The organism is Microbacterium sp. CFBP9023 (genome assembly GCF_034045055.1).
In the GTDB taxonomy this organism is placed as follows: domain Bacteria; phylum Actinomycetota; class Actinomycetes; order Actinomycetales; family Microbacteriaceae; genus Microbacterium.
On sequence record NZ_JAXCWI010000001.1, the window covers coordinates 233,471 to 257,267 of the forward strand.

Sequence of the window (23,797 nt, forward strand, 5' to 3'; positions counted from 1 at the left end):
CGAGAGCCCTAGGGGGGGTGGGCAATATGACACCTGCCGCGCTCTACGCTTGATCCATGTCCGATCTCTCCCTCGCCTCCGCCGTGCATGCGGCGGCCCGACAGCTCGCAGACGCCGGGGTCACGGATCCTCTCGTCGACGCGGAGCTGCTCGCCGGTCACGTCCTCGGCGCGAGGCGTGGTGAGGTGCAGGCATCGATCATCCGCGGTGATGCGGTGGAGGAGGCGGACGCCGAGGCGTTGCGGGCTCTGGTCGCCCGTCGTGCGAGCAGGGAGCCCTTGCAGCACATCACCGGAACGGCGCCGTTCCGCCACCTCGAGCTCGCGGTCGGGCCCGGAGTCTTCGTCCCGCGACCTGAGACCGAGACGGTCGTGCAGTACGCGATCGACGCGCTCCTCGGGTCCGCGCTTCCCGACCCGATCGGCATCGATCTCGGCACCGGCAGCGGGGCGATAGCACTCGCCATGGCCACCGAGGTGCCCCATGCGCGCATCTTCGCCGCCGAGCTCTCGCCCGACGCGTATCCGTGGGCGGCGCGGAACACGGCGGGGGTGGCCAACCTCACCCTCGTGAACGACGACCTGGCGCACGCGTTCGCGGAGCTCGACGGCACTGCCTCCGTCGTGATCTCGAACCCGCCGTACGTTCCGGACGCCGCGGTGCCCCGTGACCCTGAGGTTCGGCTCTTCGATCCGTCGATGGCGCTGTACGGGGGAGAAGACGGGCTCGACATCGTGCGTGTGCTCAGCGTGCGCGCGCTCGAGCTGCTGCATCCGGGCGGGCTGCTGGTGATCGAGCACGGGGAGCTCCAGGGCGAGGAGATCCGCAGCATCCTCACGCGCGACGGCTGGCGTGCCGCCGCGACGCACCGCGACCTCACCTTGCGAGACCGCGCGACGACCGCTCTGCGTCCCTGACGCGCAGACACGAACCGCACAGACATCGCCAACTAGAATCGGATCGTCATGTCCTCCATCTTCGATTGCGGCGACGAGGCCCAGCTCCTCGCCGGCATGCGCCACGCCCGCCAGGCCATCGCCCGCGGCGAACTCATCGTCATGCCCACCGACACGGTCTACGGCGTCGCCGCCGACGCGTTCTCTCCCGCTGCCGTACAGCGCCTCCTCGACGCCAAAGGGCGAGGGCGCAATCAGCCGCCTCCCGTGCTCATCGGCACGAAGGAGACGCTGCACGCGCTGGCGGAGTCCGTTCCCGAGCCCGTCCAGCGACTCGTCGACACCTTCTGGCCCGGCGGCCTGACCATCGTTCTCCCCGCTCAGCCCTCTCTCGTCTGGGACCTGGGCGACACGGAGGGGACCGTCGCCGTCAGAATGCCCGAGGGGCGCGTAGCGCTGGAGCTCCTGGCGGAGACCGGACCGCTGGCCGTCTCCAGCGCGAACCTCACCGGCCGTGAGTCGGCGATCTCCGCGTTCGATGCCGAGCGGATGCTCGGAGACAGCGTGTCGGTGTATCTCGCAGACGGCGTCAGTCGCGACGGGGTCGCGTCGACGATCGTCGACGCGACCTCCCTGGTTCCCCGCGGCGCGGAGCCCGCCGCCGGTGGTGTTCGCATCCTCAGAGCCGGCGCCGTCAGCCGCGAACGGCTGGAGGAGGTGCTCGGCGACCTGCTCGAACCCGAGGCGCCGTCGCCGGAATCGGACGGGGATTCGTGAAGCAGTACCTCCTCACGATCATCCTGACCGCCGCGATCACCTTCGCGTTGACCTGGGCGGTCTGGAAGCTGAGCCTGCGTTTCAAGCTGTACCCCGGCATCCGAGAGCGGGATGTGCACACGACTCCCACTCCCCGTCTCGGTGGCGTCGCGATCTTCCTCGGCATCGCAGCGGCGATCGGGGTCTCGGCTCTGAATCCGTTCTTCACCACCATGTGGATGCCGCCGCAGACGATGTGGTCGATCCTCGCCGCATCCCTCTTGATCGCCGTCATCGGCGTCGTCGACGATCTGTGGGATCTCGACTGGATGATCAAGCTCGGCGCACAGTTCCTCGCCGCCGGGATCATCACCGTCGGTGGCGGGCTGCAGATCCTCTCCCTGCCGTTCGGCGATCTGATCGTCTTCTCGAGCTGGCTGAGCATCACCATCACGATGTTCGCGATCGTCATCGTGATGAACGCCGTCAACTTCATCGACGGCCTCGACGGCCTCGTCGCCGGCGTCTGCCTGATCGCGAACGGCGTGTTCTTCGCCTACTCCTACATCCTGACGCGTGACACCGGAGCATCGAGCTACTTCAACCTCGCATCCTTCCTCGCCGCAGTGCTGATCGGCGCGTGCCTCGGCTTCCTCCCGTTCAACTGGAGTCCTGCGAAGCTCTTCATGGGCGATTCGGGAGCGCTCGTGATCGGTCTGCTGATGGCGACGTCCGCGATCGCCGTGACCGGGCAGCTCGAGCCGTCGGCCCTCGATCCCGAGCGACTCGGACGATCGCAGCTCCTCGGCGCGTTCATCCCGATCCTCCTCCCTCTTCTGGTCGTGCTGCTGCCGCTCCTCGATTTCGGGCTCGCAGTGCTGCGACGGATGAACGCGGGGAAGTCGCCGTTCTCACCCGACCGCAAGCACCTGCATCACCGCATGCTCGACCTCGGCCACCGCGACCGCGACGCCGTGCTCATCTTCTACGCCTGGACCGCGGTCATCTCCCTGGCCGTCCTCCTCATGTACGTGGGCGCGCGTGAGGACTGGCCCGGCCAGTACCTCCCCGGAGTCGTGTTCGGCCTGGTGGGAATCGCCGCGTGCCTCGTCATCACCCTGAATCCTCTGCGCCGACGGAAGCCCGCGGCGTCTGCTGAGTCCGACCCGACACCCGTGGAGTCCCCGTGAGCCCGAGCCCTGTTTCCAGCAATCCGATCCTGCGGAGGACGCTGATCTGGTCCGCGGTCTCGATGGCGGTCCTCGCGATCGTCGCCGGAGCGATCGGTCTCCTCGTCGGCGGGACGGAAGGTCTCGTCAGCGGCCTGCTGGGCGTCGTGCTCGCCATGCTGTTCCTCGGCATCACGGCCCTCAGCATCCTCATCGCCAACCGCTGGTTCGGCGATCCGCTCTACGTGCAGCTGTTCTTCGCGATCGTGCTCGGCGGATGGCTTCTGAAGCTCGGCCTCTTCGTCGTGATCATGATCGTCCTGAGCGGTCAGCCGTGGATCGAGCCGATGGTGTTCTTCCTGTCGATCGTCACGGGAGTGGTGGCGACTCTCGTCATCGACGTGATCGTCATCACGCGGATGCGCCTTCCGCACGTGAGCGACGCGTCCCTTCCCTCCGAGGCTCCGATCGACCGCGCGCCGGGGGTGGAGCTGCCGACCGTCGTGCCGGAGGATCGTGCGCCCGGGCGCCACCACATCGTGCCCGAACCCCCTGCGCAGGAAGGCTCCGGCGAACAGCCCCCGCGGTCTTAGGACACCCTCTTATTCTGATAGTGTTGAGACGTGCCCGCCGCTCGCCCGCGAGCGCTTGCGCTTGAAGCACACCGACCATCGTCGCCCCGGTTCTGACCGGTGCCCCGAAGCTGGAGCCCGCGCTGTTCAATCTTGCTGCGACCCTGATGCCCAAACTCGCCTCTGACGGCGAGTTCCACGGACCTTCGATCGACGAGTTCTTCCCGGAGATCCTCTTCGAAGTCGCGGGTATCCCCGTGCACCGAATCCACCTCGTGCAGTTCCTCGCCGTGGTCGCCGTCGTGCTGATCCTCGTCCTCGGAACCCGCCGTATGAAGATCGTCCCCGGACGCTTCCAGAGCGTCGTCGAGATGGGGCTGGACTTCGTCCGCACCAATATCGCGCACGATCTGCTCGGACGCAAGGACGGCAACCGATTCCTGCCGATCCTCACCACCATCTTCTTCATGGTGCTGTTCATGAACATCACGGGAATCATCCCGTTCCTGAACATCGCAGGCACGAGCATCGCGGCCGTGCCGCTGACGCTCGCGCTGGTGAGCTACATCACCTTCATCTACGCGGGTATCAAGAAGAGCCCGCTGGGCTTCTTCAAGAACGCGCTGTTCCCGGCCGGCGTTCCGTGGCCGGTCTACATCATCGTGACGCCGATCGAGTTCCTCTCGACGTTCATCATCCGGCCCGTCACGCTGATGCTCCGACTCCTGATGAACATGGTGGTCGGCCACATGCTCCTGGTGCTGTGCTTCGCAGCCACCCAGTTCTTCTTCTTCACCGCAGGTGGCGGCTGGGCCGCTCTCGGTGTCGGAACCCTCGCCTTCGGCGGCGCCTTCACTCTCTTCGAGATCCTGGTCGCCGTTCTCCAGGCATACGTCTTCACCGTCCTCACCGCGGTCTACATCCAGCTCGCGGTCGCAGAAGAGCACTGAGCGGGTCGGCAACTGCCGTCCCACCCAACGAAAGGAAAAACCCGTGGACGCTACTACGGTTCTCGCAGACATCAACGGTCACCTCGCATCGGTCGGCTACGGCCTCGCAGCGATCGGTCCGGCCATCGGCGTGGGTATCGTCGTCGGCAAGACCATCGAGGGTGTCGCTCGTCAGCCCGAGCTGGCCGGCCGCCTGCAGGTCCTCATGTGGATCGGTATCGCCTTCACCGAGGCGCTTGCATTCGTCGGCATCGCCGTCGGATTCATCCCCTTCCCGTAATCCGAACCGACTTCTGAAGGAGACAGGATGCTGAACGCTCTTGTCACGAACCTCGCAGCAGAGGGTGAAACACCCAACCCTCTGATCCCTGCGTGGTACGACATCATCTGGTCGGGTCTGTGGTTCCTCGTCATCCTCATCGTCGTGTGGAAGGTCGCCCTTCCGAAGTTCACGGCAATGCTCGACAAGCGGTCCGCCGCCATCGAGGGCAACATCGCCAAGGCGGACGAAGCACAGAAGCAGGCTGAGGCCGCGCTCGAGGAGTACACCCGTCAGCTCGCCGAGGCACGCACCGAGGCCGGTGAGATCCGCGAAGCCGCCCGTGAGGACGGCAAGAAGATCGTCGCCGAGGCCAAGGAGGCCGCGTCGAGCGAAGCAGCTCGCATCACCGCGACCGCGCACACGCAGATCGAGGCCGAGCGGCAGACCGCTCTCGTCTCGCTGCGCAGCGAGGTCGGCTCGCTCGCGATCGACCTCGCCGGTGGCGTGGTCGGCGAGACGCTCTCCGACGATGCACGTGCGACCGCGGTCGTCGACCGCTTCCTCGCCGACCTCGAAGCATCCGAGAAGGCGGCTCAGTAATGGGCAGCGCGACCACTCAGGCACTCGCGGCATCCACTCAGACGCTTGCCGCAGCGACGGACGTCACTCTCGACACGGCGCGGGAGCTGTTCGCAGCCGCACGCGCCGTGGCGGAGTCGTCTCATTTGAGCGGCGCGCTCGCTGACCCGTCGGCTCCGGTCGTGGCGCGACAGAACGTCGTCGCCGCGGTGTTCGGCGGGTTCTCGCAGAACGCGCAGACCGTCCTGAAGACGGTCGTCGCCGAGCGCTGGTCATCGGCTTCCCAGCTCGTGGACGGCGTCGAGGAACTCGCGATCAGGGCTGCCGCGATCGCCGAACCGCAGGCTGACATCGGGGGAGAGCTCTTCGGCTTCACCCGGGTGATCGCCGCGAACGCGGAGCTCGAGCTCGCGCTCGGAAGCCGCCTCGGGGGCGAAGACGCCAAGGGCGCGCTCGTCGACAGGCTTCTCGCCGGGGGCGTCAGCGACGCGACCGCCGTGATCGTCTCGTCGCTGGTGCGCCAGCCTCGTGACCGTCGCGTTCGGCAGATGCTCACCCGTGCGACGCGGGTCGTCGCCGACCAGGGCGACCGTGTGGTCGCGACGGTGCACAGCGCCACACCGCTCACCGACGCACAGCGCACCCGTCTCAGCGACGCTCTCTCGCGTCGTTACGACGGCAAGATCTCGCTCAACGAGGTCAACGACCCCTCTGTCGTCGGAGGCCTGCGCGTGCAGATCGCCGATGACGTCATCGACGGCAGTATCTCCGCCCGTCTCGCCGATCTTCGCCAGAAGCTCGCCGGCTAACACGACTTCGCGCGGGGAACCGCGCACCCAGATACAAAGGGAAGACAATGGCAGAACTATCGATCAGCCCCGACGTCATCCGTGACGCGCTGAAGGACTTCGCCGCAGCATACGAGCCCACTGGGGCCGCGGCGACCGAGGTCGGCACCGTCATCGACGCAGCCGACGGCATCGCGCATGTCGAGGGACTGCCCGGGGTGATGGCGAACGAACTCGTCACCTTCGCGGACGGCACCAAGGGTCTCGCGCTCAACCTCGACGAGCACCAGATCGGTGTCGTCGTGCTCGGCGACTTCACCGGCGTCGAGGCCGGCCAGGAAGTCACCCGCACGGGTGAGGTCCTCTCGGTTCCCGTCGGCGACGGCTACCTCGGTCGCGTCGTCGACCCGCTGGGTAACCCGATCGACGGCCTCGGCTCCATCGCCACCGAAGGCGTTCGCGAGCTCGAGCTGCAGGCACCGGGTGTCATGCAGCGCAAGTCGGTGCACGAGCCGATGCAGACCGGCATCAAGGCCATCGACGCCATGATCCCCGTCGGCCGCGGTCAGCGTCAGCTGATCATCGGTGACCGCCAGACCGGCAAGACGGCCATCGCGATCGACACGATCATCAACCAGAAGGCCAACTGGGAGTCGGGCGACGTCAACAAGCAGGTGCGCTGCATCTACGTCGCCATCGGTCAGAAGGGCTCGACCATCGCTTCGGTGAAGGGCGCGCTCGAAGAGGCCGGCGCTCTGGAGTACACCACCATCGTGGCGGCTCCGGCATCCGACCCCGCCGGTTTCAAGTACCTCGCTCCCTACACCGGTTCGGCCATCGGCCAGCACTGGATGTACGGCGGCAAGCACGTCCTCATCATCTTCGACGACCTGTCGAAGCAGGCTGAGGCCTACCGTGCGGTGTCGCTTCTCCTCCGTCGTCCGCCGGGCCGCGAGGCTTACCCGGGTGACGTCTTCTACCTGCACTCGCGTCTGCTCGAGCGTTGCGCGAAGCTGTCCGACGAGCTCGGCGCAGGTTCGATGACCGGTCTCCCGATCATCGAGACCAAGGCGAACGACGTCTCGGCATACATTCCGACCAACGTGATCTCGATCACCGACGGCCAGATCTTCCTCCAGTCCGACCTCTTCAACGCCAACCAGCGTCCGGCGGTCGACGTGGGTATCTCGGTGTCGCGAGTCGGTGGTGACGCTCAGGTCAAGTCGATCAAGAAGGTCTCCGGAACGTTGAAGCTGGAGCTCGCGCAGTACCGCTCGCTCGAGGCGTTCGCGATGTTCGCATCCGACCTCGACGCGGCTTCGCGTCGTCAGCTCTCCCGCGGAGCGCGCCTGACGGAGCTGCTCAAGCAGCCTCAGTACTCGCCGTACCCCGTCGAGGAGCAGGTCGTCTCGATCTGGGCCGGAACGAAGGGCAAGCTCGACACCCTCGAGGTCTCGGACGTGCTTCGCTTCGAGCGCGAGCTGCTCGACTACCTGCGTCGCAACACGAAGGTGCTCGAGACCCTGCGCGAGACCAACGTCCTCGATGACGACACCGTCGCCGAGCTCGACAAGCACACCGACGCTTTCCTTCTGGAGTTCCAGGGTGGCAAGGGGCAGGCCATCGGCGCCCCGGGTCACGAGGAGCACGCTGCAGCCGAGGCTGAGGACGTCAACCAGGAGAAGATCGTCAAGGGTCGTCGCGCGTAATCGCGTGAGGAACTGATTTCATGGGCGCTCAACTCAGGGTCTACAAGCAGAAGATCTCTTCTGCTCAGACGACCAAGAAGATCACGAAGGCGATGGAACTCATCGCGGCTTCGCGCATCCAGAAGGCGATGGCACGCGTCAAAGCGTCCAGCCCCTTCGCGCGGGCCGTGACGAGGGCCGTGTCCGCCGTCGCGACGCACTCGAACGTCGACCACCCGCTCACCCGCGAGCCCGAGACGATCCGCCGCTCTGCGGTCGTGATCTTCTCGTCGGACCGCGGTCTCGCCGGAGCCTTCAACTCGCAGATCCTCCGTGAGGGTCTCGAGGTGGCGGAGCTCCTGCGGGGGCAGGGCAAGGAGCCGGTGTTCTACCTCGTCGGACGCAAGGCCGTCGGCTACTTCCAGTTCCGCCGCATCGCGGCTGCTGCGGAGTGGACGGGCGACACCGACACCCCGTCGTTCCACACGGCGGAGGAGATCTCGGCCACGCTGCTCGAGGACTTCTCGCGCGGTGCGGACGAGGGTGGCGTCGACGAGATCCACCTCGTGTACAACCGCTTCGTCAGCATGATGACGCAGTCGCCGGAATCCGTGCGACTGCTCCCGCTGGAGATCGCGGAAGCCGATGACTCGGAAGCGGGCAGCGCCGTCTACCCGCTGTACGAGTTCGAGCCGGATGCCGAGACAGTCCTCGACGCGATCCTGCCGGTGTACATCCAGAGCCGCGTCTTCAACGCTCTCCTGCAGTCGTCTGCCGCCAAGCAGGCCGCCACGCAGAAGGCGATGAAGTCGGCCAGCGACAACGCCGACAAGCTCATCACCGACTACACCCGTCTGCGCAACAACGCGCGTCAGGCGGAGATCACGCAGCAGATCGCGGAGATCGTCGGCGGCGCCGACGCACTCTCGTCGAGCAAATAGACCATCAGGAAAGAGACGAAGAAATGACCCCCACCGCTACGGCTGACCAGCCGGCGACCGCGGTCGTCGGGCGCGTCGCGCGCGTCAACGGTCCGGTTGTCGACATCGAGTTCCCGCACGACTCGATCCCCGACATCTACAACGCTCTGAAGACCACCATCGTCATCGGCGAGGAGTCCACGGAGATCACCCTCGAGGTCGCTCAGCACCTCGGCGACGACCTCGTTCGCGCCATCGCGCTGAAGCCCACCGACGGCATCGTCCGCGGCCAGGAAGTCCGCGACACGGGCGAGGCCATCTCGGTCCCGGTCGGCGACGTCACCAAGGGCAAGGTCTTCAACGTGATCGGCGAGGTCCTGAACCTCGAGCCCGGCGAGACCATCGAGGTCACCGAGCGCTGGCCGATCCACCGCAAGGCTCCCAACTTCGACCAGCTCGAGTCGAAGACCACGATGTTCGAGACCGGCATCAAGTCGATCGACCTCCTCACGCCGTACGTGCTGGGTGGAAAGATCGGTCTGTTCGGTGGAGCCGGTGTCGGCAAGACCGTCCTCATCCAGGAGATGATCCAGCGCGTCGCGCAGGACCACGGTGGAGTCTCGGTGTTCGCCGGTGTCGGTGAGCGCACCCGTGAGGGCAACGACCTCATCCACGAGATGGAAGAGGCGGGTGTCTTCGACAAGACGGCCCTCGTCTTCGGCCAGATGGACGAGCCGCCGGGAACGCGTCTGCGCGTCGCCCTCTCGGCTCTGACGATGGCGGAGTACTTCCGTGACGTGCAGAAGCAGGACGTGCTGCTCTTCATCGACAACATCTTCCGCTTCACGCAGGCCGGTTCCGAGGTCTCCACGCTGCTGGGCCGCATGCCCTCCGCCGTGGGTTACCAGCCGAACCTCGCCGACGAGATGGGTCTCCTGCAGGAGCGCATCACGTCGACCCGTGGCCACTCGATCACCTCGCTGCAGGCGATCTACGTGCCCGCCGATGACTACACCGACCCGGCACCGGCGACCACGTTCGCCCACCTCGACGCCACCACGGAGCTCTCGCGTGAGATCGCGTCGAAGGGTCTGTACCCGGCGATCGACCCGCTGACCTCGACGTCGCGCATCATGGACCCCCGCTACTTGGGCGAGGACCACTACCGCGTCGCCACCACGGTCAAGCAGATCCTCCAGAAGAACAAGGAACTGCAGGAGATCATCGCCATCCTCGGTGTCGATGAGCTCTCCGAAGAGGACAAGATCGTCGTGTCTCGTGCACGTCGTATCCAGCAGTTCCTCTCGCAGAACACCTACATGGCCAAGAAGTTCACGGGTGTCGAGGGTTCGACCGTCCCGCTCAAGGAGACCATCGAGTCGTTCGATGCGATCGCCCGCGGTGACTTCGACCACGTCGCCGAGCAGGCCTTCTTCAACGTCGGTGGCATCTCCGATGTCGAAGAGCAGTGGGCGAAGATCCAGAAGGAGAACGGCTGATCATGGCACTGCATGTCAGCCTCGTCTCCGCGGATGCGGAGGTCTGGACGGGAGAGGCGAGCCTCGTGGTCGCCAAGACCGTCGAGGGTGAGATCGGATTCATGGCCGGCCACGAGCCGGTCCTGGCGATCCTCGCCCAGGGCGAGGTCCGGATCACGCAGACGGATGGCACAAAGGTGCTCGCCAACGCGCAGGACGGATTCCTCTCGATGGAGAGCGACGTCCTGACGATCGTGGCAGGCAACGCGGCTCTCATCGCCTGATCAGTCCCAGTTCCTCGCGTCCGCCTCGGCCCTCAGTGGGTCGGGGCGGACGCGTCTGTATCCCGAGGTCTCATGAAGATTCTGCTGCCCCCGTCGGAGACCAAGCGACCCGGAGGACGCGATGCGCCTCTCGACGAGAGCTCGCTGGCGCTCCCCGGTCTGGTCGCTGAGCGCCGAGCGGTGATCGATGCGCTCATCGATCTGGCGCACGACGAGGAAGCAGCGCGCAGAGTGCTGAAGCTGAGCCCCAAGCAGGCAGGCGATGTCGAGCACAATCGGATGCTGCGCTCGGCCGCGACGATGCCGGCGGTCGACCGTTACACGGGCGTTCTGTATGACGCTCTCGACGCGGGCAGTCTCGACCCCGCGTCTCGCCGCTGGCTCGGTTCGCACGTCTGGATCCACTCGGCGCCGCTGGGGCCGATCGGAGCGCTCGATCTCATTCCGCCGTACCGGCTCGCTGCCGGGACCTCATTGCCGGGCCTGGCTGCGCTGCGCAGGCACTGGGCAGACGCGACCACGGCGGCCATAGCGGGGGAGGACCCCGACTTCATTCTCGATCTGCGCAGTGAGGCCTACGTCGCGCTCGGTCCCGTGCCGGACTCCGTGCCCTCCGCTTATGTGCGGGTCGTCACCGAGCACGGACGGGCTCTCAATCACTTCAACAAGAAGTCCAAGGGTCTTCTCGTGCGCGCGCTGGCGGAGGACCGCCCGCGAGTTCGGTCGCTTCGCACGCTTCGGACATGGGCGGCGAGCAGGGGTCTCGTCCTTCGACCGACCGACGACCGCGGTGTCGAGGAGCTCGTCGTCGCGGAATGACGGTGCATGACGGGCAGTGCGCTGTCTCCGCGTGTGTCGTTGCCCCGAATATCAGCACACCGATATGGTGGGTCTCGCGGCGCGCACAGCGTCCGCTCCATCGGATCCGGAGGGGATCATGTACAACGACTATTACGACAACGGGGCGGCTATCGCCGGTCTGTTCGTCGTCTTCTTGATCAGTCTGCTCTTTGCGCTGGCGTTCTATGTGATCTCGTCGATCTTCCTCATGAAGATCTTCGAAAAGGCTGGCGTCCAGGGCAAGTGGCGCGCGTGGGTGCCGGTGTACAACACGATGATCTTCGCGAAGCTGGGTGACATCTCGCCGTGGGTCGTCCTCATCGGCATCGGTCTCTCGTTCATTCCGTACCTCAACTTCCTGACCGGCATCGCTCTCGCTGTGGTGCTCGCTCTGGCCGCATGGCGGGTCGGACTGAAGCTGCAGAAGGATGCCGTCTGGGTGGTCCTGTTCGTTCTGCTCTCGATCGTCTGGTATGGCATCAACGCGTTCGACAAGTCGCGCTGGAACCCGAACATCGTTCCCGCACCGTGGGCAGGAAACAGCTTCCTCGCCGATTCCACCGTCTGGGATGGCGTTCCTGTGCAGCCGCGTCCGGCAGCCGGTCCCGGCTACGGCGCTCCGCAGGGCTACGGCGCTCCTCAGCAGGGCTACGCGCCGCCCGCGCCGCAGGGATACGCACCGCCCGCGCCGCAGGGATACGCACCGCCCGCGCAGCCCGGCTACGCTCCGCCCGCCCAGCCCGGTTACGCTCCGCCCGCGGCCCCGTCGACCACCGGTGCTCCGCCGGCTGCTCCGTCGACGCCGCCCACGGCGCCGCCCACGGCGCCGCCGGCTCCGCCCGCAGCGCCTCCGGCCGCTCCGCAGGTTCCGCCCACGGATCCCACGCAGCCTCCGGCCTGATCGCAGACCGCACAGAGCCCTCGACTTCGGTCGGGGGCTCTGTGCTGCATGGGGCGCTCGCGGCGTGGTGAAGAGCAACGGTGGAAGACGATAACGTGGAGGCATGCTCATGTCGCAGCCCAGAGTCGGCGCCGCAGGACTCCGCGTGATGGCCGGGGGTGCGCGTGCGGCCGTCGCGGCGTCCACTACGATATGTGAGTGTCCTGGGGTAGCCCGAACCGCAGGAAATCCGGAGGCGACGAGTGGCTGAGACGACGACGAAGACGCGCCGCGTCACGGTTGCGCAGCGTCAGCTGCTCCTGTCCTGGGCAGGCGTCACCGACGTGGGTCGGCGACGTGAGACGAACCAGGACGCGTTCTTCGCGGACTACCCGCTCTTCATCGTCGCCGATGGCATGGGTGGCCATGCGGGCGGCGAGATCGCGAGCCGCAGCACGGTGAAGCGGCTCGACGCCGTGGTCGCTGCCGGCGCGGTCGATCGCGGCGCCATCGAGGGTGCGTTGGAGATGGCGGTGGCCGACATCGCCGACCATCCGGAGACCACAGACGAGGGTACAGGGACGACGCTCACCGGAGTCTTCCTCGAGTTCGAGGGCGACGAGCCGCATTGGACATCGCTCAACATCGGCGACTCGCGCGTGTACCTCCTCAGGGACGACCGCCTGGTGCAGATCACCACCGACCACTCGGTCGTGCAGGAGCTCATCGCGGCAGGCAAGATCAGCCCCGAAGAGGCCGAAGGTCATCCGTACAGCAATGTGATCACACGAGCGGTCGGGGCGAGCGAGCTCACCGCTCCCGACTACGTCACGCTCGATGTGCGCCCGGGAGATCGTTTCGTGATCTGCTCTGACGGACTCACGAAAGAGCTGACCGACTACGGCATCCAGCATTTCCTCCGCGAGAACGCCGATCCGGCTGCCGCCGTCGATGCGATGCTCGCTGCGGCACTCGAGAATGGCGGTCGCGACAACGTGACGCTCGTCATCGTGCAGATCGCGGACGAGTCGCCCTCGGCGCCGGACGAGTCCTCCTCCACAACGGACGAGTCCTCCGTCTGACGTCCTTTCCCTGTGGAGGGCTGCTTCTGAGGCCCGCGGGTGCGGTCCACTGGGGGCATGGACTCTCTGCCGATCGCGATCCCTGCCGCCCCCGCACCGGCTCGTAGGCCCCCGACACCGTTCGTCGCGGCACTCGTCCCCGTGGCCGCTGGGGTGGTTCTCTGGCTCGTCACCGGGTCGCTGTTCTCCCTGTGCTTCGCGGTTCTGGGTCCCCTGATGATCATCGCTTCGCTGATCGACGGGTCACGATCCCGACGCAAGGCATCGCGGGTGGCTGCGACCGACAGCGAGGCTGCGTGGTCGCTCGTCGAAGCTCAGTTGACGCAGCTTCACGATGATGAGCGTCAGCTGCGGTGGCATCGACATCCCGACGCAGCGGCAGGCCTGGCGCAGCCGCCGCTGCGCGGCCTCGATCCACCCGCCGCCGCCACTCAGGTCGTCGTCGGCAGCGGTACCGGCGACAGCGGCGTGCGCGCTTCGGGCGGGGATGGGGAGCGCGAACGGGACTTCCGGATGCGATGCGCGAGGGTCGAGCGGGTGCCGGTGACGGTGCCCCTCAGCGGCGGCATCGGACTGCGCGGCTCGTATCCTCTCCTCGCCGCCGCGACGAGAGCGCTCGTGGTGCAGCTGTGTCTCAGATTCGGCGCCCCCCAGATGTCCATCATCGGCTCCCGTCTTGAAGAGCTGGGGCTCGCGGGGTTCCCGCAGGCCCACGCCGCGCGGCGCGGCTCGTTCCGGGTGGCCGTGGTGCAGGGCGCTGATCCTCGACCGGCGGCCGACGCCGTGATCTGGCTGCTGGACCGGGATGACGATGTTCCGGAGGGGATAACGACCGTCATCGATGTCACCGAGCCGCACCGGGCGCGCGTCCGCACGGCGCAGGGGATCGTCGAGGTCGACGCCGAGTGCATGTCCCGGGATCAGACGATCGCGATCGGGGTCAGTCGCACAGGAGAGGGAGAGGAACTCGATTCTGTCCCCGCGTCGGTGGCGCTCAGCGACCTGCTGCAGCCGGAATCGCTCGTCGGTCTGCCGGCCGCAGTCGGCCGTGGTGAGCGGGAGGACATGCTCCTCGACATCGTCGATGACGGACCGCACGCCATCGTGACCGGCACGACCGGAACGGGCAAGAGCGAGCTGCTGGTCTCGTGGGTGACGGCCATGGCGAGCCGCCATGGACCCGATCGAGTGACATTCGTCCTCGCCGATTTCAAGGGCGGCACAGCCTTCGAACCGCTTCGGATGCTCCCGCAGGTGGCTGCAGTGATCACGGACCTCGATGAGGAGGGGGCGCGGAGGGGCGTCTCCAGCCTGACCGCCGAGCTGCGGCGCCGCGAGTCGGTTCTCGCCGAGGCCGGCGCACGAGACGTCCGTGAGGTCGGCATGGCGAGACTGGTCATCGTGGTCGACGAGTTCGCCGCGCTGCTCCAGGATCATCCGGACCTCGGGGCTGTGTTCACGGACATCGCCGCTCGGGGAAGGGCGCTGGGCATGCACCTCGTCCTCGGGACGCAGCGCGCGTCCGGCGTGATCCGCGACGCGTTGGCGGCGAACTGTCCGCTGAGAGTGAGCCTGCGTGTTGCGGACGCCGCTGACAGTCGGGCAGTCATCGGTGCCGACGACGCGGCTGAGCTACCGGGCGGCGTCGAGTCGAGGGGCTTGGCTCTGGTTCGTCGCCCGCAGGACGCTGCGCCGATAGCGATGCGAGTGGCTCTGACCGGCGTCGCCGATCTCAGGGCGATCGCACTGAGGTGGGCTGACGACGACGTTCCGGTCAGCCCGTGGCTACCGGTGCTGCCGCGGATGCTTCCTCTCGCGGAGCTTCAGGCTGAGACACGCAAGGACGGCGAAGTCATCCTGGGCCGAGTCGACGATCCGGAACGTCAGGAGCAGCCACTCGAGCGCCTGTCGATCGGATCCGATCGAGGAATCGCCTTCCTCGGAGGACCCGAGTCGGGGCGCAGCTCCGCCTTGCGTGCGCTGGCCAAGCAGCATGGGCATCCACTGTGGATACCGACCGATCCAGAGCATTCGTGGGATGCCGTCGTGGCTCTGGCGGAACGGGGAATTCCGCGCGGGGGGCTCGTGCTGTGCGACGACATCGACGTCCGGATCGGCGAGCTGCCCGTCGAGTACGGCCAACAGCTGGCGCAGCTCTGGGAGCAGATCCTCCGCAACGGGGCCGGAGCCACGATCGCGATCACGGCGACGAGAGCATCGGGGCCTGTCGGGCGGCTTCTCGATGCTCTGCCGCGTCGGGGGCTGCTCAGGATGCCGAGTCGGGTCGATCACCTTGCTGCGGGTGGGGACTCCGCAGGTTTCGATCCGCAGCGCGGTCCGGGACGGATGCGGATGGGGGATCGGGAGATCCAACTGGTCTGGGTCCCCGAGGAGCGACTGCGGTCGTCGGGTCCATCCAGTGGCACCTCTCGATATCGGGAGCGGGAAGGTGACGGCTGGGCTCCGCGGCGTGCCCTCACGGCGCTCATCACGCCGGGGGTGTCTGCGGTGGCGGAGTCAGTGGCGGCTGCGTATCCCGACTGCGACGTCGTCACTCTGAGCGGCGAACCGCGCGATGCTCAGGCACCCACGCGTCCCACCGTCCTGCTCGGCGATGCAGACGCGTGGCAGCGCAGTTGGACGCTGTGGCAGCGGGTGCGTCGAGAGGGCGAAGTGCTCATCCGAGCCGAGAATGCCGCGGAGCTGCGGCAGCTCGCCGGTGTGCGAGAGCTCCCGCCATATTCGCGACCGCATGCGGGCCGGGCGTGGTCGCTGGTCGGCGACTCCGGGCCCCGACGAATCGTGATCCCGGCACTCGCGCCCCGGCGATGAGAAGCGTGTCGTCTCCTGGTCAGATGGCACTGCCGGGACGAACGGCTCCGACCGTCGCCCCACCGCCGAGCACCTCGAGAGGCAGCGCGGCGGCGAGTGTCGCCACGTCCGAATCGGTGAGCCCGCCTGCGCGCGCCAGCAGAGTCGCCGCCACGATGGTCGACGCGCGCGCCCCGCCGTCGAGCATCTTCAGCGCGACGGTCGTGCCGTTGGGGGCGACCATGACCATGATCCCTTCGGCACCGCCCTTCGCGAACACGCCGAGTGTCTCGATCGCGATGGTGTCCGGGCGCCCCGGGCCGTCGATCGTCCACGGGTGCTCACGCACCGCGCGCACCAGCGAGCCGGCCACCCGGTGCAGGGCGAAGGGCGAGCGGTCCGAGGCGGTGCCGATCCGGTGGATCGATCGGGCGAGGCCCGTCAGCGTGATCGCGTATACCGGGGCGCCGCAGCCGTCGATGGCCGTGTGAGCGACCTTCTCGCCGGTGAGACGCTCGATCACGTCGCGGATGTGCAGCTGAAGCGGATGCGCCGGGTCCAGGTAGCTGTCGGTCGGCCAGCCCGTCGCGACGCAGGCACGGAGCATGGCCGCGTGCTTGCCTGAGCAGTTCATGCGGATACGTGTCTGTGCGCCGTGTTCGCGCACGAGCTCATCGCGAGCGGCGGTGTCGCCCGGCCACGCCGGCGGGCAGCCCAGGTGGTCCTCGGTGAGACCGCCCTCGGTGAGCACGTCGCGAACCACGGAGGCATGACGATCCGTGCCGCTGTGGCTCGCGGTCGACATGGCGAGCTGCTCGTCCTCGAGAGCGGCACCCGCGGTGATGCACGCCACGGCCTGCAGCGGCTTGAGGCTCGAGCGCGGAAGTATCAGGGCGTCGGCGTTGCCGTATCGAGCGACGACGTCGCCGTCGGGTGAGAGGACCACCGCCGCCCCCGCGTGGCGGGACTCGATGAACCCGCTGCGTTCGACGACGGCGAGTTCCACGGCATCTTGAACGGTGAGAGTCTCCAGCACCTCCCCAGGATATCGTCGGATGGGTGTCGACCGTGCCACCGGCACATCGTCCGGCAGAGTCGAGTGGCAGACTGTCGATATGGCAGATCGACTCGCGCCGCTCGGCGAGCACCGTTACTCACTCACCTCGACCTGGACCGGAAACTCTGGCACCGGCACCAGCGGCTACCGCGAGTATCGACGCGATGTCACGCTCGAGGTCGACGGCAAGCCCGACATCCTGGCCTCAGCCGATAAGCCGTTCCGTGGCGATCCGTCCCGGTGGAACCCTGAGGATCTGCTCCTCGCCTCCCTGTCGCAGTGCCATCTGCTCTCGTATCTGCACGCGTGCGTAACGGCTGGCGTCGTCGTCGACTCCTACCGCGATACGGCCTCCGGCATGATGCGAGAGGACGGGCGCGGCGGCGGCGCGTTCGTCGAGGTGATGCTGCGGCCCGAGGTCGTCGTCGCGGACGCCTCGATGATAGAGGCGGCCGAACGTGCCCATGCCCAGGCGAACGCATGGTGCTTCATCGCGAATTCGATGAACTTCCCCGTGCGGCACGAAGCCTCGGTCCGCGCCCAGCAGAGCTGACCGGCGGCGGCGTCAGCGGCGCTCGTGGGGCAGCGCCTGCTTGATCTTCTCGATGGTGCCCTGCGCGGGAGCCTCGTTGTAGGCGTCCGCCAGTTCCTGCCCGGACAGGGCATGGATCGCGGCCATGATCTCGTCCGTCGCGAGTCTGCGGGCGCGCCCGCTCGTGGCGGGTCCGTGGGGCGAGAGGTCGAGAGGTTCGCCGAAGCGCACGGTGATGCGCTCCTTCAGGGTCGGCATCTTGGCGCCGACGGGCATCACCTTGTCCGTGCCGACGAGGCCGACCGGCACGACCGGCGCACCGGTCTGCAGGGCGAGGAACGCCACGCCGGTGCGTCCCTTGTAGAGGCGTCCGTCCGTCGAGCGCGTGCCCTCCGGGTAGAGGGCGACAGCGAGGCCCTCATCGAGAAGCTGACGCTGCACGTCGAGTGCGTCGAGGGCGGCCTTCCCCGCTCCACGGCGAACCGAGATCGCCCCGATGGACTCGAAGAACGTCTTGCTGAGCCAGCCCTTGAATCCAGGGCCCTCGAAATACGTGGACTTCGCGAGGAAGTGCACGGGCCTCGGTGCGGCGACCGGGATCGCGATCGAGTCGATGAACGACAGGTGGTTGCTCGCGAAGATGACCGGGCCGTCCTTCGGGACGTTCTCCCTGCCTTCGATGCGGGGCCGGTATATCGTGCGCGCGAGGGGCGTGATGAGGCTGCGACCGAGCGCATAGGCGAAGCCGGCGTGTCGAGGCTTCTCAGTCTCTGCGGGCGAAGTTTCGGGCTCCACGGACTGCTCTGACGTCATCAGAGCAGATTACCCCGGCGATCATGCCCCAGTGGGAATGAAGCGCCGGAGCGAGTCTCCCAGCATCGGCAAAGGGGTATGGGGGATGATGGGGTGTCCCGCCCGCGATCCTGAGGTTCCACTGTGCGCAAGCGTCCGCTTATCGTCCTGTCCACCGTCGCCGCGGCGACCCTTCTGCTGGCCGGGTGCGCCGGAGGCTCGGACCCCGAGTCCACGAGCACTCCTGACCCTGCCGCCGAGACCTCCTGCCTGGCGGACATCGCGTCGGGCGCCGGCTCCGATGCCGTGACCGTCGAGGGATCCGGGGCAGACGCCAAGGTCACGGTGCCGGCGGGCACCGACCTCGCGGAGGCCGAGCGCTCGGTCGTCGTCGAGGGTGACGGCGATGACGTCATGCCCGGCGATCTCGTGTCTCTGCGCTACCAGCTCATCGACGCCACCACCAACGAGGTGCTCAGCACCTCGGAGCGGGGCCCCGACGGGGTACTGTCAGCCCTGCTCGCGGTGCAGCAGCCTCAGCAGATCGTCGACCCGACGCAGTCCACGGTGTTCACGGTGGCGGCCGAGTGCCTCCCGATCGGTTCGAGTGTCGTGCTGACGCTCCCCGCCGCGCAGGAGGGCATGAACCCGAGCGTCCTCTACGTCGAGACGATCGAACAGCTTCCTACGACCGCATCCGGCTCTGATGTCGACGCGACCGAAGGCATGCCGACCGTGAAGCTCGACGACGAGGGCTCGCCGACGATCACGCTCCCGGACTCCGATGCTCCCGCCGAGACGGAGGTGGCCGTCCTCAAGCAGGGCGACGGCGCCGTCGTCGGCGCAGGCGACCTGGTCACTGTGCAGTACCGCGGTGTGAAGTGGTCGGACGGCTCGGAGTTCGACTCCAGCTGGAGCCGGGATGCAGCTCCCTCGCAGTTCCAGACCAGCGGTGTCGTGACGGGCTTCAAGATGGCACTCGAGGGCCAGAAGGTCGGTTCGCAGGTCATCGTCGCCATGCCTCCGAAGGATGGCTATGGCGAGGGCGAGATCAACGACACCGATCTGACCGGCGAGACCCTGGTCTTCGTCGTCGACATCCTCGCGACCACGCCGATCGAACAGGCCCAGTAAGACGGAGGGGTCGAGGGCTTGCCATAGGCTGGCGGCATGCGTCGCATCATCGTCCTCGGCTCCACCGGCTCCATCGGCACACAGGCGCTCGACGTCATCCGGGCGAATCCACGTCGCTTCGAACTCGTCGGGCTCGCGGCCGGAACGAATGCCGAGATGCTCGCAGAGCAGGCTGCCGCTTTCGGGGTCGAGAACATCGCGCTCGGCGCGACCGAGGCCGAGCAGCTCGTGCGTGACGTCGAGGCTGACGTCGTTCTCAACGCGATCACCGGATCGATCGGACTCGGCGCCACTCTCGCGGCGCTGAAGGCCGGGAGAACGCTCGCTCTCGCGAATAAGGAGTCTCTCGTCGTCGGAGGCGAGTTGGTGCGCGCAGCAGCTGCCCCTGACCAGATCGTCCCGGTCGACTCCGAGCACTCGGCGCTCGCCCAGGCGCTGCGAAGCGGCACGCACGCCGAGGTGCGACGCCTGGTCGTGACGGCATCCGGTGGTCCGTTCCGCGGCCGTTCGCGTGATCAGATGCTCGATGTCGCGCCGCAGGAAGCGCTCGCGCACCCCACCTGGGACATGGGCCGGATGGTCACGACGAACTCCGCGACGCTCGTGAACAAGGGACTTGAGGTGATCGAGGCGCACCTGCTGTTCGATGTCGCCTACGACGACATCGAGGTCGTGGTGCACCCGCAGTCCATCGTGCATTCGATGGTCGAATTCATCGACGGCTCGACGATCGCTCAGGCGTCCCCGCCCGACATGCGTCTGCCGATCTCGCTGGGTCTCGACTGGCCGAGCCGTGTGGGCGGCGTCGGTCGCCCGCTCGACTGGACTCAGGCGACCTCGTGGACCTTCGAGCCGCTCGACAACGACGCGTTCCCGGCGGTTGATCTCGCGAAATCCGTCGGTCGTGCGGCTGCCACTTTCCCTGCGGTCTACAACGCGGCCAACGAGCAGGCCGTCGGTGCCTTCCACGAGGGGCGCCTGCCGTTCCTCGGGATCGTCGACACGATCTCTCGGGTCGTCGACTCCCACGAGCCCCCGCAGACGCTGACGGTCGAGTCGCTGGCGGATGCCGAGGAGTGGGCGCGCCGCAAAGCCGACCAGCTCATCGCGCGAGCCTGATCGGGCGGTTCTGGGCGGTATTCCGCCCATGCCGCGCGGTCGACCCGGGCGCGGATGCGGTCGTCGACGGCATCCGCGCCCGGGTCAGTCCTCGTCCGGGTAGGGGACCGGCCAGTGAGAATCGGGCACGGGCCATCCGGCTGCTCGGAGGGCACGACGCGCCAGCTCGCGGGCCGAGTACGGCGTGCGAACACCCCGGATGTCGCGATAGTCCTGGTGGCCGGGTCCCGCCCACAGGATCGAGTCGCCTTCGCCGACCAGGCCCACGGCCGCCACGATGGCCGTCTCGGGAGGCGAGTACTCATGGATCTGCGCGTCCGGGCGCGCGGCGCGTGCGCCGGCCACGAGAGTGGCTCTGATCGAGTCGGGGTCTTCGAAACGGGGGTGGTGGTCCGTGACGACGAGGATGTCGCTGCCCTCGACGGCCGTGCGCGCCATGTCGTAGCGCTTGCTGGCATCGCGGTCGCCATCGGCGCCGAAGAGCATCAGCACCTTGCCCGGTGTGACACGGCGGACCGCGGCGAGCGTCTTCTCGAACGCGTCGGGGGAGTGCCCGAAGTCGACGAAGACGACCGGGCCGGTGTCGCCGGAGACGAGCTGGGTGCGACCGGGAAGGTGCGCCAGAATGCCACCGTCGCGGTCGAGTGCCGTGGCGATTCGATCCCAGGCGTAGCCGCCCTCGAGCAGCATCACGATGGCGAGTGCTGCGTTCGCGGCCATGTGCGGACCGATCACGGGAACCGTCGTCGTGAGCCTGCCGGCCGGGCCGGTGAGAGTGAACGTGGTGCCGGACGCGCGTTCGTCGTCGATCACGACGACCCAGTCGGCACGGGCCGCGGCATCGGGGTCGGCGGCGATGGAGGGCGTGCCGACGGTGACCACGGGGATCTCCGAGCGCTGAACGACCGTGGCGCCCGACGGGGAATCGAGACATACCACTGCGCGGGTCGCTCGATCCGGACGGAAGAGCGGCAGCTTCGCCTCGAAGTACTCCTCCATGTCGGCGTAGTCGTCGAGGTGGTCATGGCTGAGGTTGGTGAAGCCGGCGACGTCGAAGCGGATGCCGTCGACGCGATGACGTGAGAGCGCCTGCGCGCTGACCTCGACGGCCACGGCTTCGACATCGCGCTCGCGCATCAGGGCGAGGAGCGCGTGCATCTCGGATGCCTCAGGAGTGGTGAGTCTCGACACGATCACCTCGCCGGCGATGTGTCGTTCGGCGGTCGATGAGAGTCCGGTGACGACGCCGAGCTGGTCGAGGATGCCCTCGAGGAGGTGCGAGACACTCGTCTTGCCGTTCGTCCCGGTCGTCGCGAACAGCAGCGGGAGCGGCTCGCCTGCGCCGGTGCCGTAGACCCAGGCGCTGAGCGCGCCGAGGACTGCGCGCGGGTCGTCCACCACGAGCACGGGCAGGCCCGCGGGCTCGGCGATCTCGGCGCCGTCCTCATCCGTGATGATCGCGACGGCGCCCTTCTCCGCGGCGGTGACCGCGAAATCAGCGCCGTGGCGGTTCACGCCTCGGATCGCGACGAACGCCTCGCCGGGGCGGAGATCGGCGGTGGCCAGGGTGATGCCGGACAGGGTGACACCGGTCACCTCGCCACGGACGTCTCGTGCGAATCGAGAGGCGAGTTCGGACAGCTCACGCCGGGGCGGGTTCGCGGGGCGGAGCACGGGAGGCAGGCTCGGTTGTTGTTCAATCGACATGTCCCTCTCATGATCTCACGCCCGCGGCGCGATGACCGGGTGCGGCACGTCTCCCCGGCCGCATGCGATCGGGGAGACGTGCCGGCGCGTCACGCCGCGCGGCGGTACGCCAGTACCGAGACCACGAGCGCGGCGACGCCGGCGACGAGGCCGCCTGCGCCCAGCGCCGTGCCGACCGCATTCGCGGATCCCGCATCGTCGGCCGCGTCCGCACCGGCGGAGTCTGCATCTCCGGCATCTTCGGCAGAGTCATGCTCGCCGTGCCCGTCGGCAGCGGCCGCGGTCACCTCGACCACGGGAGCGGGCGCGTCGAGGCTGTGCGGGTCCTCGCCGTCCTCCGCGAGCTGGGTCCATTCGGTGCTGCCTTCGACGCAGGTCTGGATCACGGGGAAAGCGAGAGAAGCGGGTGTGTTCTCGTCGAGGCCGACCGCCATGCTGACCGCTCCGCGCAGCTCGTTGGGCACCGGTGCGACGGCGGTGTACGTCACGGCGCTGACGAGCCCGTCGTCGCCCTTCTCTACGTCGATCGTCCAGTCGCTGTCCATGGTGGGCGCGACCGACGCGAGCCCCTCCGGCATCGTGACCTTCAGCGAGGTGGTCGGAGAGTTCTCGCAGCCGTGCGCGAACGAGAAGGTCAGAACACCGTGGTCTCCTGCAGTCAGCTCGTCGGGGCTGACGCTGACGTGCGCGCTGGCCATGGCGGGGATGGCGAGTGCGAGGATGGCACCCCCGATGAGGCCTGCGGTGACGTTGCGACGGGTGGTGCGGGTGTTGGTGGAACGCATGGTGGTACTCCTGTGTGCTGATCTGCGGGCGCGTCGGTGTGCGCGTCGTCCGCGGGAAGGGGAAACGCCTCGGGGAGGCGATGCGAGATCAGACGAGTGCAGGAGGTCCGCGGCGGGAGACCGACGCAGCGAGAAGGTCCTGATCCGGCAGTCGGATCGCGAACACGGGGAGCGCGGGGTGCTCGGACAGAGGCCGGAACACGGCGACCGCGTGACGAAGGCGAGCCCGCACCCATCCGGCGATGGCCCGCACCGACGATTCGCCGTGACACAGCAGAGCAGTGGTGAGGATCGCCGCGGCGACGTGGCCGATGAGCATGAGGGAGTCGGGGGCGGTCGTCGCGACCACCGGGCCCAGAGCGGCGAGATCGAGGTGGTGCTGATGTCCCGCCGGTGCCGCCGTTCCGGTCGGCGTGCCGAGCAGCTGGAACACCAGGTGGAAGAGCCCCTGGCTGATCAGTACCGTCAGAGCGATCCGCGCGCGAGACATCCCTACGCCGATGAGCAGTGCGGCGAGCGGGACCAGGAGGATCGCCACGGCGACCACGAGGAGCGGATGCGGCGCGGCCCCGCCAGCGGTGGTGTGCGATGCGGCGGCGACGAGAGTCGCAGCACCGGATGCCGTCGCTGCGCGCAGAAGTCGCAGCTGGCGGGAGGTCACGGGACAAGCCTAACCGTGCGACGCGGTCGCCCCGTGCAGCTCTCGGGGCGTATTC

General features: G+C 67.7%; 24 protein-coding genes. 19 read left to right on the forward strand and 5 right to left on the reverse strand.

Features of this window, described 5'->3' with window-relative positions:
• Positions 1–56: 56 nt before the first annotated feature.
• The 16 genes from prmC to SOM10_RS01145 all read left to right on the forward strand — a co-directional run bounded on the left by prmC (position 57) and on the right by SOM10_RS01145 (position 15,976).
• Positions 57–917 (forward strand): peptide chain release factor N(5)-glutamine methyltransferase, encoded by an 861-nt coding sequence (gene prmC, locus SOM10_RS01070; protein WP_056278391.1) that lies wholly within the window; start codon positions 57–59, stop codon positions 915–917.
• Positions 918–965: 48 nt separating this feature from the next.
• The gene (locus tag SOM10_RS01075) at positions 966–1,673 is read left to right on the forward strand and encodes an L-threonylcarbamoyladenylate synthase (protein WP_320488021.1); all 708 of its coding nucleotides are present in this window, start codon (positions 966–968) and stop codon (positions 1,671–1,673) included.
• Positions 1,670–2,842 carry an MraY family glycosyltransferase gene (locus tag SOM10_RS01080; protein ID WP_053095756.1) on the forward strand — a complete coding sequence of 391 codons (1,173 nt, stop codon included), beginning with the start codon at positions 1,670–1,672 and terminating at the stop codon, positions 2,840–2,842. Before SOM10_RS01075 ends, SOM10_RS01080 begins: the two co-directional genes overlap by 4 nt.
• Entirely contained in the window at positions 2,839–3,414 is a 576-nt protein-coding gene (locus SOM10_RS01085) for a hypothetical protein (RefSeq protein WP_072591112.1), read from the forward strand. The genes SOM10_RS01080 and SOM10_RS01085 overlap by 4 nt, the downstream gene beginning before the upstream one ends.
• A 146-nt stretch (positions 3,415–3,560) precedes the next feature.
• Positions 3,561–4,343: a F0F1 ATP synthase subunit A gene (atpB, locus tag SOM10_RS01090; RefSeq protein WP_053095758.1), complete on the forward strand. Its 783-nt coding sequence runs from the start codon at positions 3,561–3,563 to the stop codon at positions 4,341–4,343.
• A gap of 43 nt (positions 4,344–4,386) precedes the next feature.
• Positions 4,387–4,623 (forward strand): ATP synthase F0 subunit C, encoded by a 237-nt coding sequence (atpE, locus tag SOM10_RS01095; protein WP_042541851.1) that lies wholly within the window; start codon positions 4,387–4,389, stop codon positions 4,621–4,623.
• 27 nt (positions 4,624–4,650) lie between these two features.
• Entirely contained in the window at positions 4,651–5,205 is a 555-nt protein-coding gene (locus tag SOM10_RS01100) for a F0F1 ATP synthase subunit B (RefSeq protein ID WP_053095759.1), read from the forward strand.
• Complete coding sequence (locus SOM10_RS01105; RefSeq protein WP_053095760.1) at positions 5,205–5,993, forward strand: F0F1 ATP synthase subunit delta; 789 nt, start codon at positions 5,205–5,207, stop codon at positions 5,991–5,993. Before SOM10_RS01100 ends, SOM10_RS01105 begins: the two co-directional genes overlap by 1 nt.
• A gap of 47 nt (positions 5,994–6,040) precedes the next feature.
• Entirely contained in the window at positions 6,041–7,681 is a 1,641-nt protein-coding gene (gene atpA, locus SOM10_RS01110; RefSeq protein WP_053095761.1) for a F0F1 ATP synthase subunit alpha, read from the forward strand.
• Between the two features lie 20 nt (positions 7,682–7,701).
• Positions 7,702–8,601, forward strand: a complete 900-nt coding sequence (locus SOM10_RS01115; RefSeq protein ID WP_053095762.1) for a F0F1 ATP synthase subunit gamma — start codon at positions 7,702–7,704, stop codon at positions 8,599–8,601.
• A gap of 23 nt (positions 8,602–8,624) precedes the next feature.
• The gene (gene atpD, locus SOM10_RS01120; RefSeq protein WP_053095763.1) at positions 8,625–10,079 is read left to right on the forward strand and encodes a F0F1 ATP synthase subunit beta; all 1,455 of its coding nucleotides are present in this window, start codon (positions 8,625–8,627) and stop codon (positions 10,077–10,079) included.
• A 2-nt stretch (positions 10,080–10,081) separates the two neighbouring features.
• Positions 10,082–10,342, forward strand: coding sequence for a F0F1 ATP synthase subunit epsilon (locus SOM10_RS01125; protein ID WP_053095764.1), 261 nt, complete (start codon positions 10,082–10,084; stop codon positions 10,340–10,342).
• A gap of 72 nt (positions 10,343–10,414) precedes the next feature.
• The gene (locus SOM10_RS01130; RefSeq protein WP_320488022.1) at positions 10,415–11,161 is read left to right on the forward strand and encodes a peroxide stress protein YaaA; all 747 of its coding nucleotides are present in this window, start codon (positions 10,415–10,417) and stop codon (positions 11,159–11,161) included.
• A 118-nt stretch (positions 11,162–11,279) separates the two neighbouring features.
• The gene (locus SOM10_RS01135) at positions 11,280–12,083 is read left to right on the forward strand and encodes a DUF5684 domain-containing protein (RefSeq protein WP_320488023.1); all 804 of its coding nucleotides are present in this window, start codon (positions 11,280–11,282) and stop codon (positions 12,081–12,083) included.
• 242 nt (positions 12,084–12,325) lie between these two features.
• Positions 12,326–13,144 carry a PP2C family protein-serine/threonine phosphatase gene (locus SOM10_RS01140; protein ID WP_320488024.1) on the forward strand — a complete coding sequence of 273 codons (819 nt, stop codon included), beginning with the start codon at positions 12,326–12,328 and terminating at the stop codon, positions 13,142–13,144.
• 57 nt (positions 13,145–13,201) lie between these two features.
• Complete coding sequence (locus SOM10_RS01145) at positions 13,202–15,976, forward strand: FtsK/SpoIIIE domain-containing protein (protein ID WP_320488025.1); 2,775 nt, start codon at positions 13,202–13,204, stop codon at positions 15,974–15,976.
• 19 nt (positions 15,977–15,995) lie between these two features.
• Here the strand turns inward: SOM10_RS01145 and SOM10_RS01150 are convergent, their stop codons facing one another.
• Positions 15,996–16,991: an asparaginase gene (locus SOM10_RS01150; protein WP_053095770.1), complete on the reverse strand. Its 996-nt coding sequence runs from the start codon at positions 16,989–16,991 to the stop codon at positions 15,996–15,998.
• Between the two features lie 79 nt (positions 16,992–17,070).
• Here SOM10_RS01150 and SOM10_RS01155 point away from each other — a divergent pair, with 79 nt between their 5' ends.
• The gene (locus SOM10_RS01155; RefSeq protein ID WP_320488026.1) at positions 17,071–17,565 is read left to right on the forward strand and encodes an OsmC family protein; all 495 of its coding nucleotides are present in this window, start codon (positions 17,071–17,073) and stop codon (positions 17,563–17,565) included.
• 12 nt (positions 17,566–17,577) lie between these two features.
• On the opposite strand, the gene SOM10_RS01160 is transcribed toward SOM10_RS01155, so the two are convergent.
• Positions 17,578–18,357, reverse strand: a complete 780-nt coding sequence (locus tag SOM10_RS01160) for a lysophospholipid acyltransferase family protein (RefSeq protein ID WP_072591116.1) — start codon at positions 18,355–18,357, stop codon at positions 17,578–17,580.
• Between the two features lie 123 nt (positions 18,358–18,480).
• On the opposite strand from SOM10_RS01160, the gene SOM10_RS01165 reads away from it, so the two are divergent.
• The gene (locus SOM10_RS01165; RefSeq protein ID WP_053095772.1) at positions 18,481–19,470 is read left to right on the forward strand and encodes an FKBP-type peptidyl-prolyl cis-trans isomerase; all 990 of its coding nucleotides are present in this window, start codon (positions 18,481–18,483) and stop codon (positions 19,468–19,470) included.
• Between the two features lie 36 nt (positions 19,471–19,506).
• A complete protein-coding gene (gene dxr, locus SOM10_RS01170) occupies positions 19,507–20,589 on the forward strand; it encodes a 1-deoxy-D-xylulose-5-phosphate reductoisomerase (RefSeq protein ID WP_320488027.1) in 1,083 nt (360 codons plus the stop codon).
• A gap of 84 nt (positions 20,590–20,673) precedes the next feature.
• Here dxr and SOM10_RS01175 read toward each other — a convergent pair whose 3' ends face one another.
• The 3 genes from SOM10_RS01175 to SOM10_RS01185 form a co-directional block, all read right to left on the reverse strand.
• On the reverse strand, positions 20,674–22,296 hold the full coding sequence (locus tag SOM10_RS01175; RefSeq protein WP_320488028.1) for a Mur ligase family protein: 1,623 nt from the start codon (positions 22,294–22,296) through the stop codon (positions 20,674–20,676).
• Positions 22,297–22,385: 89 nt separating this feature from the next.
• Positions 22,386–23,081, reverse strand: a complete 696-nt coding sequence (locus SOM10_RS01180; RefSeq protein WP_320488029.1) for a YcnI family protein — start codon at positions 23,079–23,081, stop codon at positions 22,386–22,388.
• 88 nt (positions 23,082–23,169) lie between these two features.
• Entirely contained in the window at positions 23,170–23,742 is a 573-nt protein-coding gene (locus SOM10_RS01185; RefSeq protein ID WP_053095776.1) for a hypothetical protein, read from the reverse strand.
• Positions 23,743–23,797 lie beyond the last annotated feature (55 nt).

What these genes read in the sequence shown, in the direction of transcription:
- prmC (WP_056278391.1), top strand. Translation starts at nt 57, where the DNA reads ATGTCCGATCTCTCCCTCGCCTCCGCCGTGCATGCGGCGGCCCGACAG.
- SOM10_RS01075 (WP_320488021.1), top strand. Translation starts at nt 966, where the DNA reads ATGTCCTCCATCTTCGATTGCGGCGACGAGGCCCAGCTCCTCGCCGGC.
- atpB (WP_053095758.1), top strand. Translation starts at nt 3,561, where the DNA reads ATGCCCAAACTCGCCTCTGACGGCGAGTTCCACGGACCTTCGATCGAC.
- SOM10_RS01100 (WP_053095759.1), top strand. Translation starts at nt 4,651, where the DNA reads ATGCTGAACGCTCTTGTCACGAACCTCGCAGCAGAGGGTGAAACACCC.
- SOM10_RS01105 (WP_053095760.1), top strand. Translation starts at nt 5,205, where the DNA reads ATGGGCAGCGCGACCACTCAGGCACTCGCGGCATCCACTCAGACGCTT.
- atpA (WP_053095761.1), top strand. Translation starts at nt 6,041, where the DNA reads ATGGCAGAACTATCGATCAGCCCCGACGTCATCCGTGACGCGCTGAAG.
- SOM10_RS01115 (WP_053095762.1), top strand. Translation starts at nt 7,702, where the DNA reads ATGGGCGCTCAACTCAGGGTCTACAAGCAGAAGATCTCTTCTGCTCAG.
- atpD (WP_053095763.1), top strand. Translation starts at nt 8,625, where the DNA reads ATGACCCCCACCGCTACGGCTGACCAGCCGGCGACCGCGGTCGTCGGG.
- SOM10_RS01125 (WP_053095764.1), top strand. Translation starts at nt 10,082, where the DNA reads ATGGCACTGCATGTCAGCCTCGTCTCCGCGGATGCGGAGGTCTGGACG.
- SOM10_RS01130 (WP_320488022.1), top strand. Translation starts at nt 10,415, where the DNA reads ATGAAGATTCTGCTGCCCCCGTCGGAGACCAAGCGACCCGGAGGACGC.
- SOM10_RS01135 (WP_320488023.1), top strand. Translation starts at nt 11,280, where the DNA reads ATGTACAACGACTATTACGACAACGGGGCGGCTATCGCCGGTCTGTTC.
- SOM10_RS01145 (WP_320488025.1), top strand. Translation starts at nt 13,202, where the DNA reads ATGGACTCTCTGCCGATCGCGATCCCTGCCGCCCCCGCACCGGCTCGT.
- SOM10_RS01155 (WP_320488026.1), top strand. Translation starts at nt 17,071, where the DNA reads ATGGCAGATCGACTCGCGCCGCTCGGCGAGCACCGTTACTCACTCACC.
- SOM10_RS01160 (WP_072591116.1), bottom strand. Translation starts at nt 18,357, where the DNA reads ATGACGTCAGAGCAGTCCGTGGAGCCCGAAACTTCGCCCGCAGAGACT.
- dxr (WP_320488027.1), top strand. Translation starts at nt 19,507, where the DNA reads ATGCGTCGCATCATCGTCCTCGGCTCCACCGGCTCCATCGGCACACAG.
- SOM10_RS01175 (WP_320488028.1), bottom strand. Translation starts at nt 22,296, where the DNA reads ATGTCGATTGAACAACAACCGAGCCTGCCTCCCGTGCTCCGCCCCGCG.
- SOM10_RS01180 (WP_320488029.1), bottom strand. Translation starts at nt 23,081, where the DNA reads ATGCGTTCCACCAACACCCGCACCACCCGTCGCAACGTCACCGCAGGC.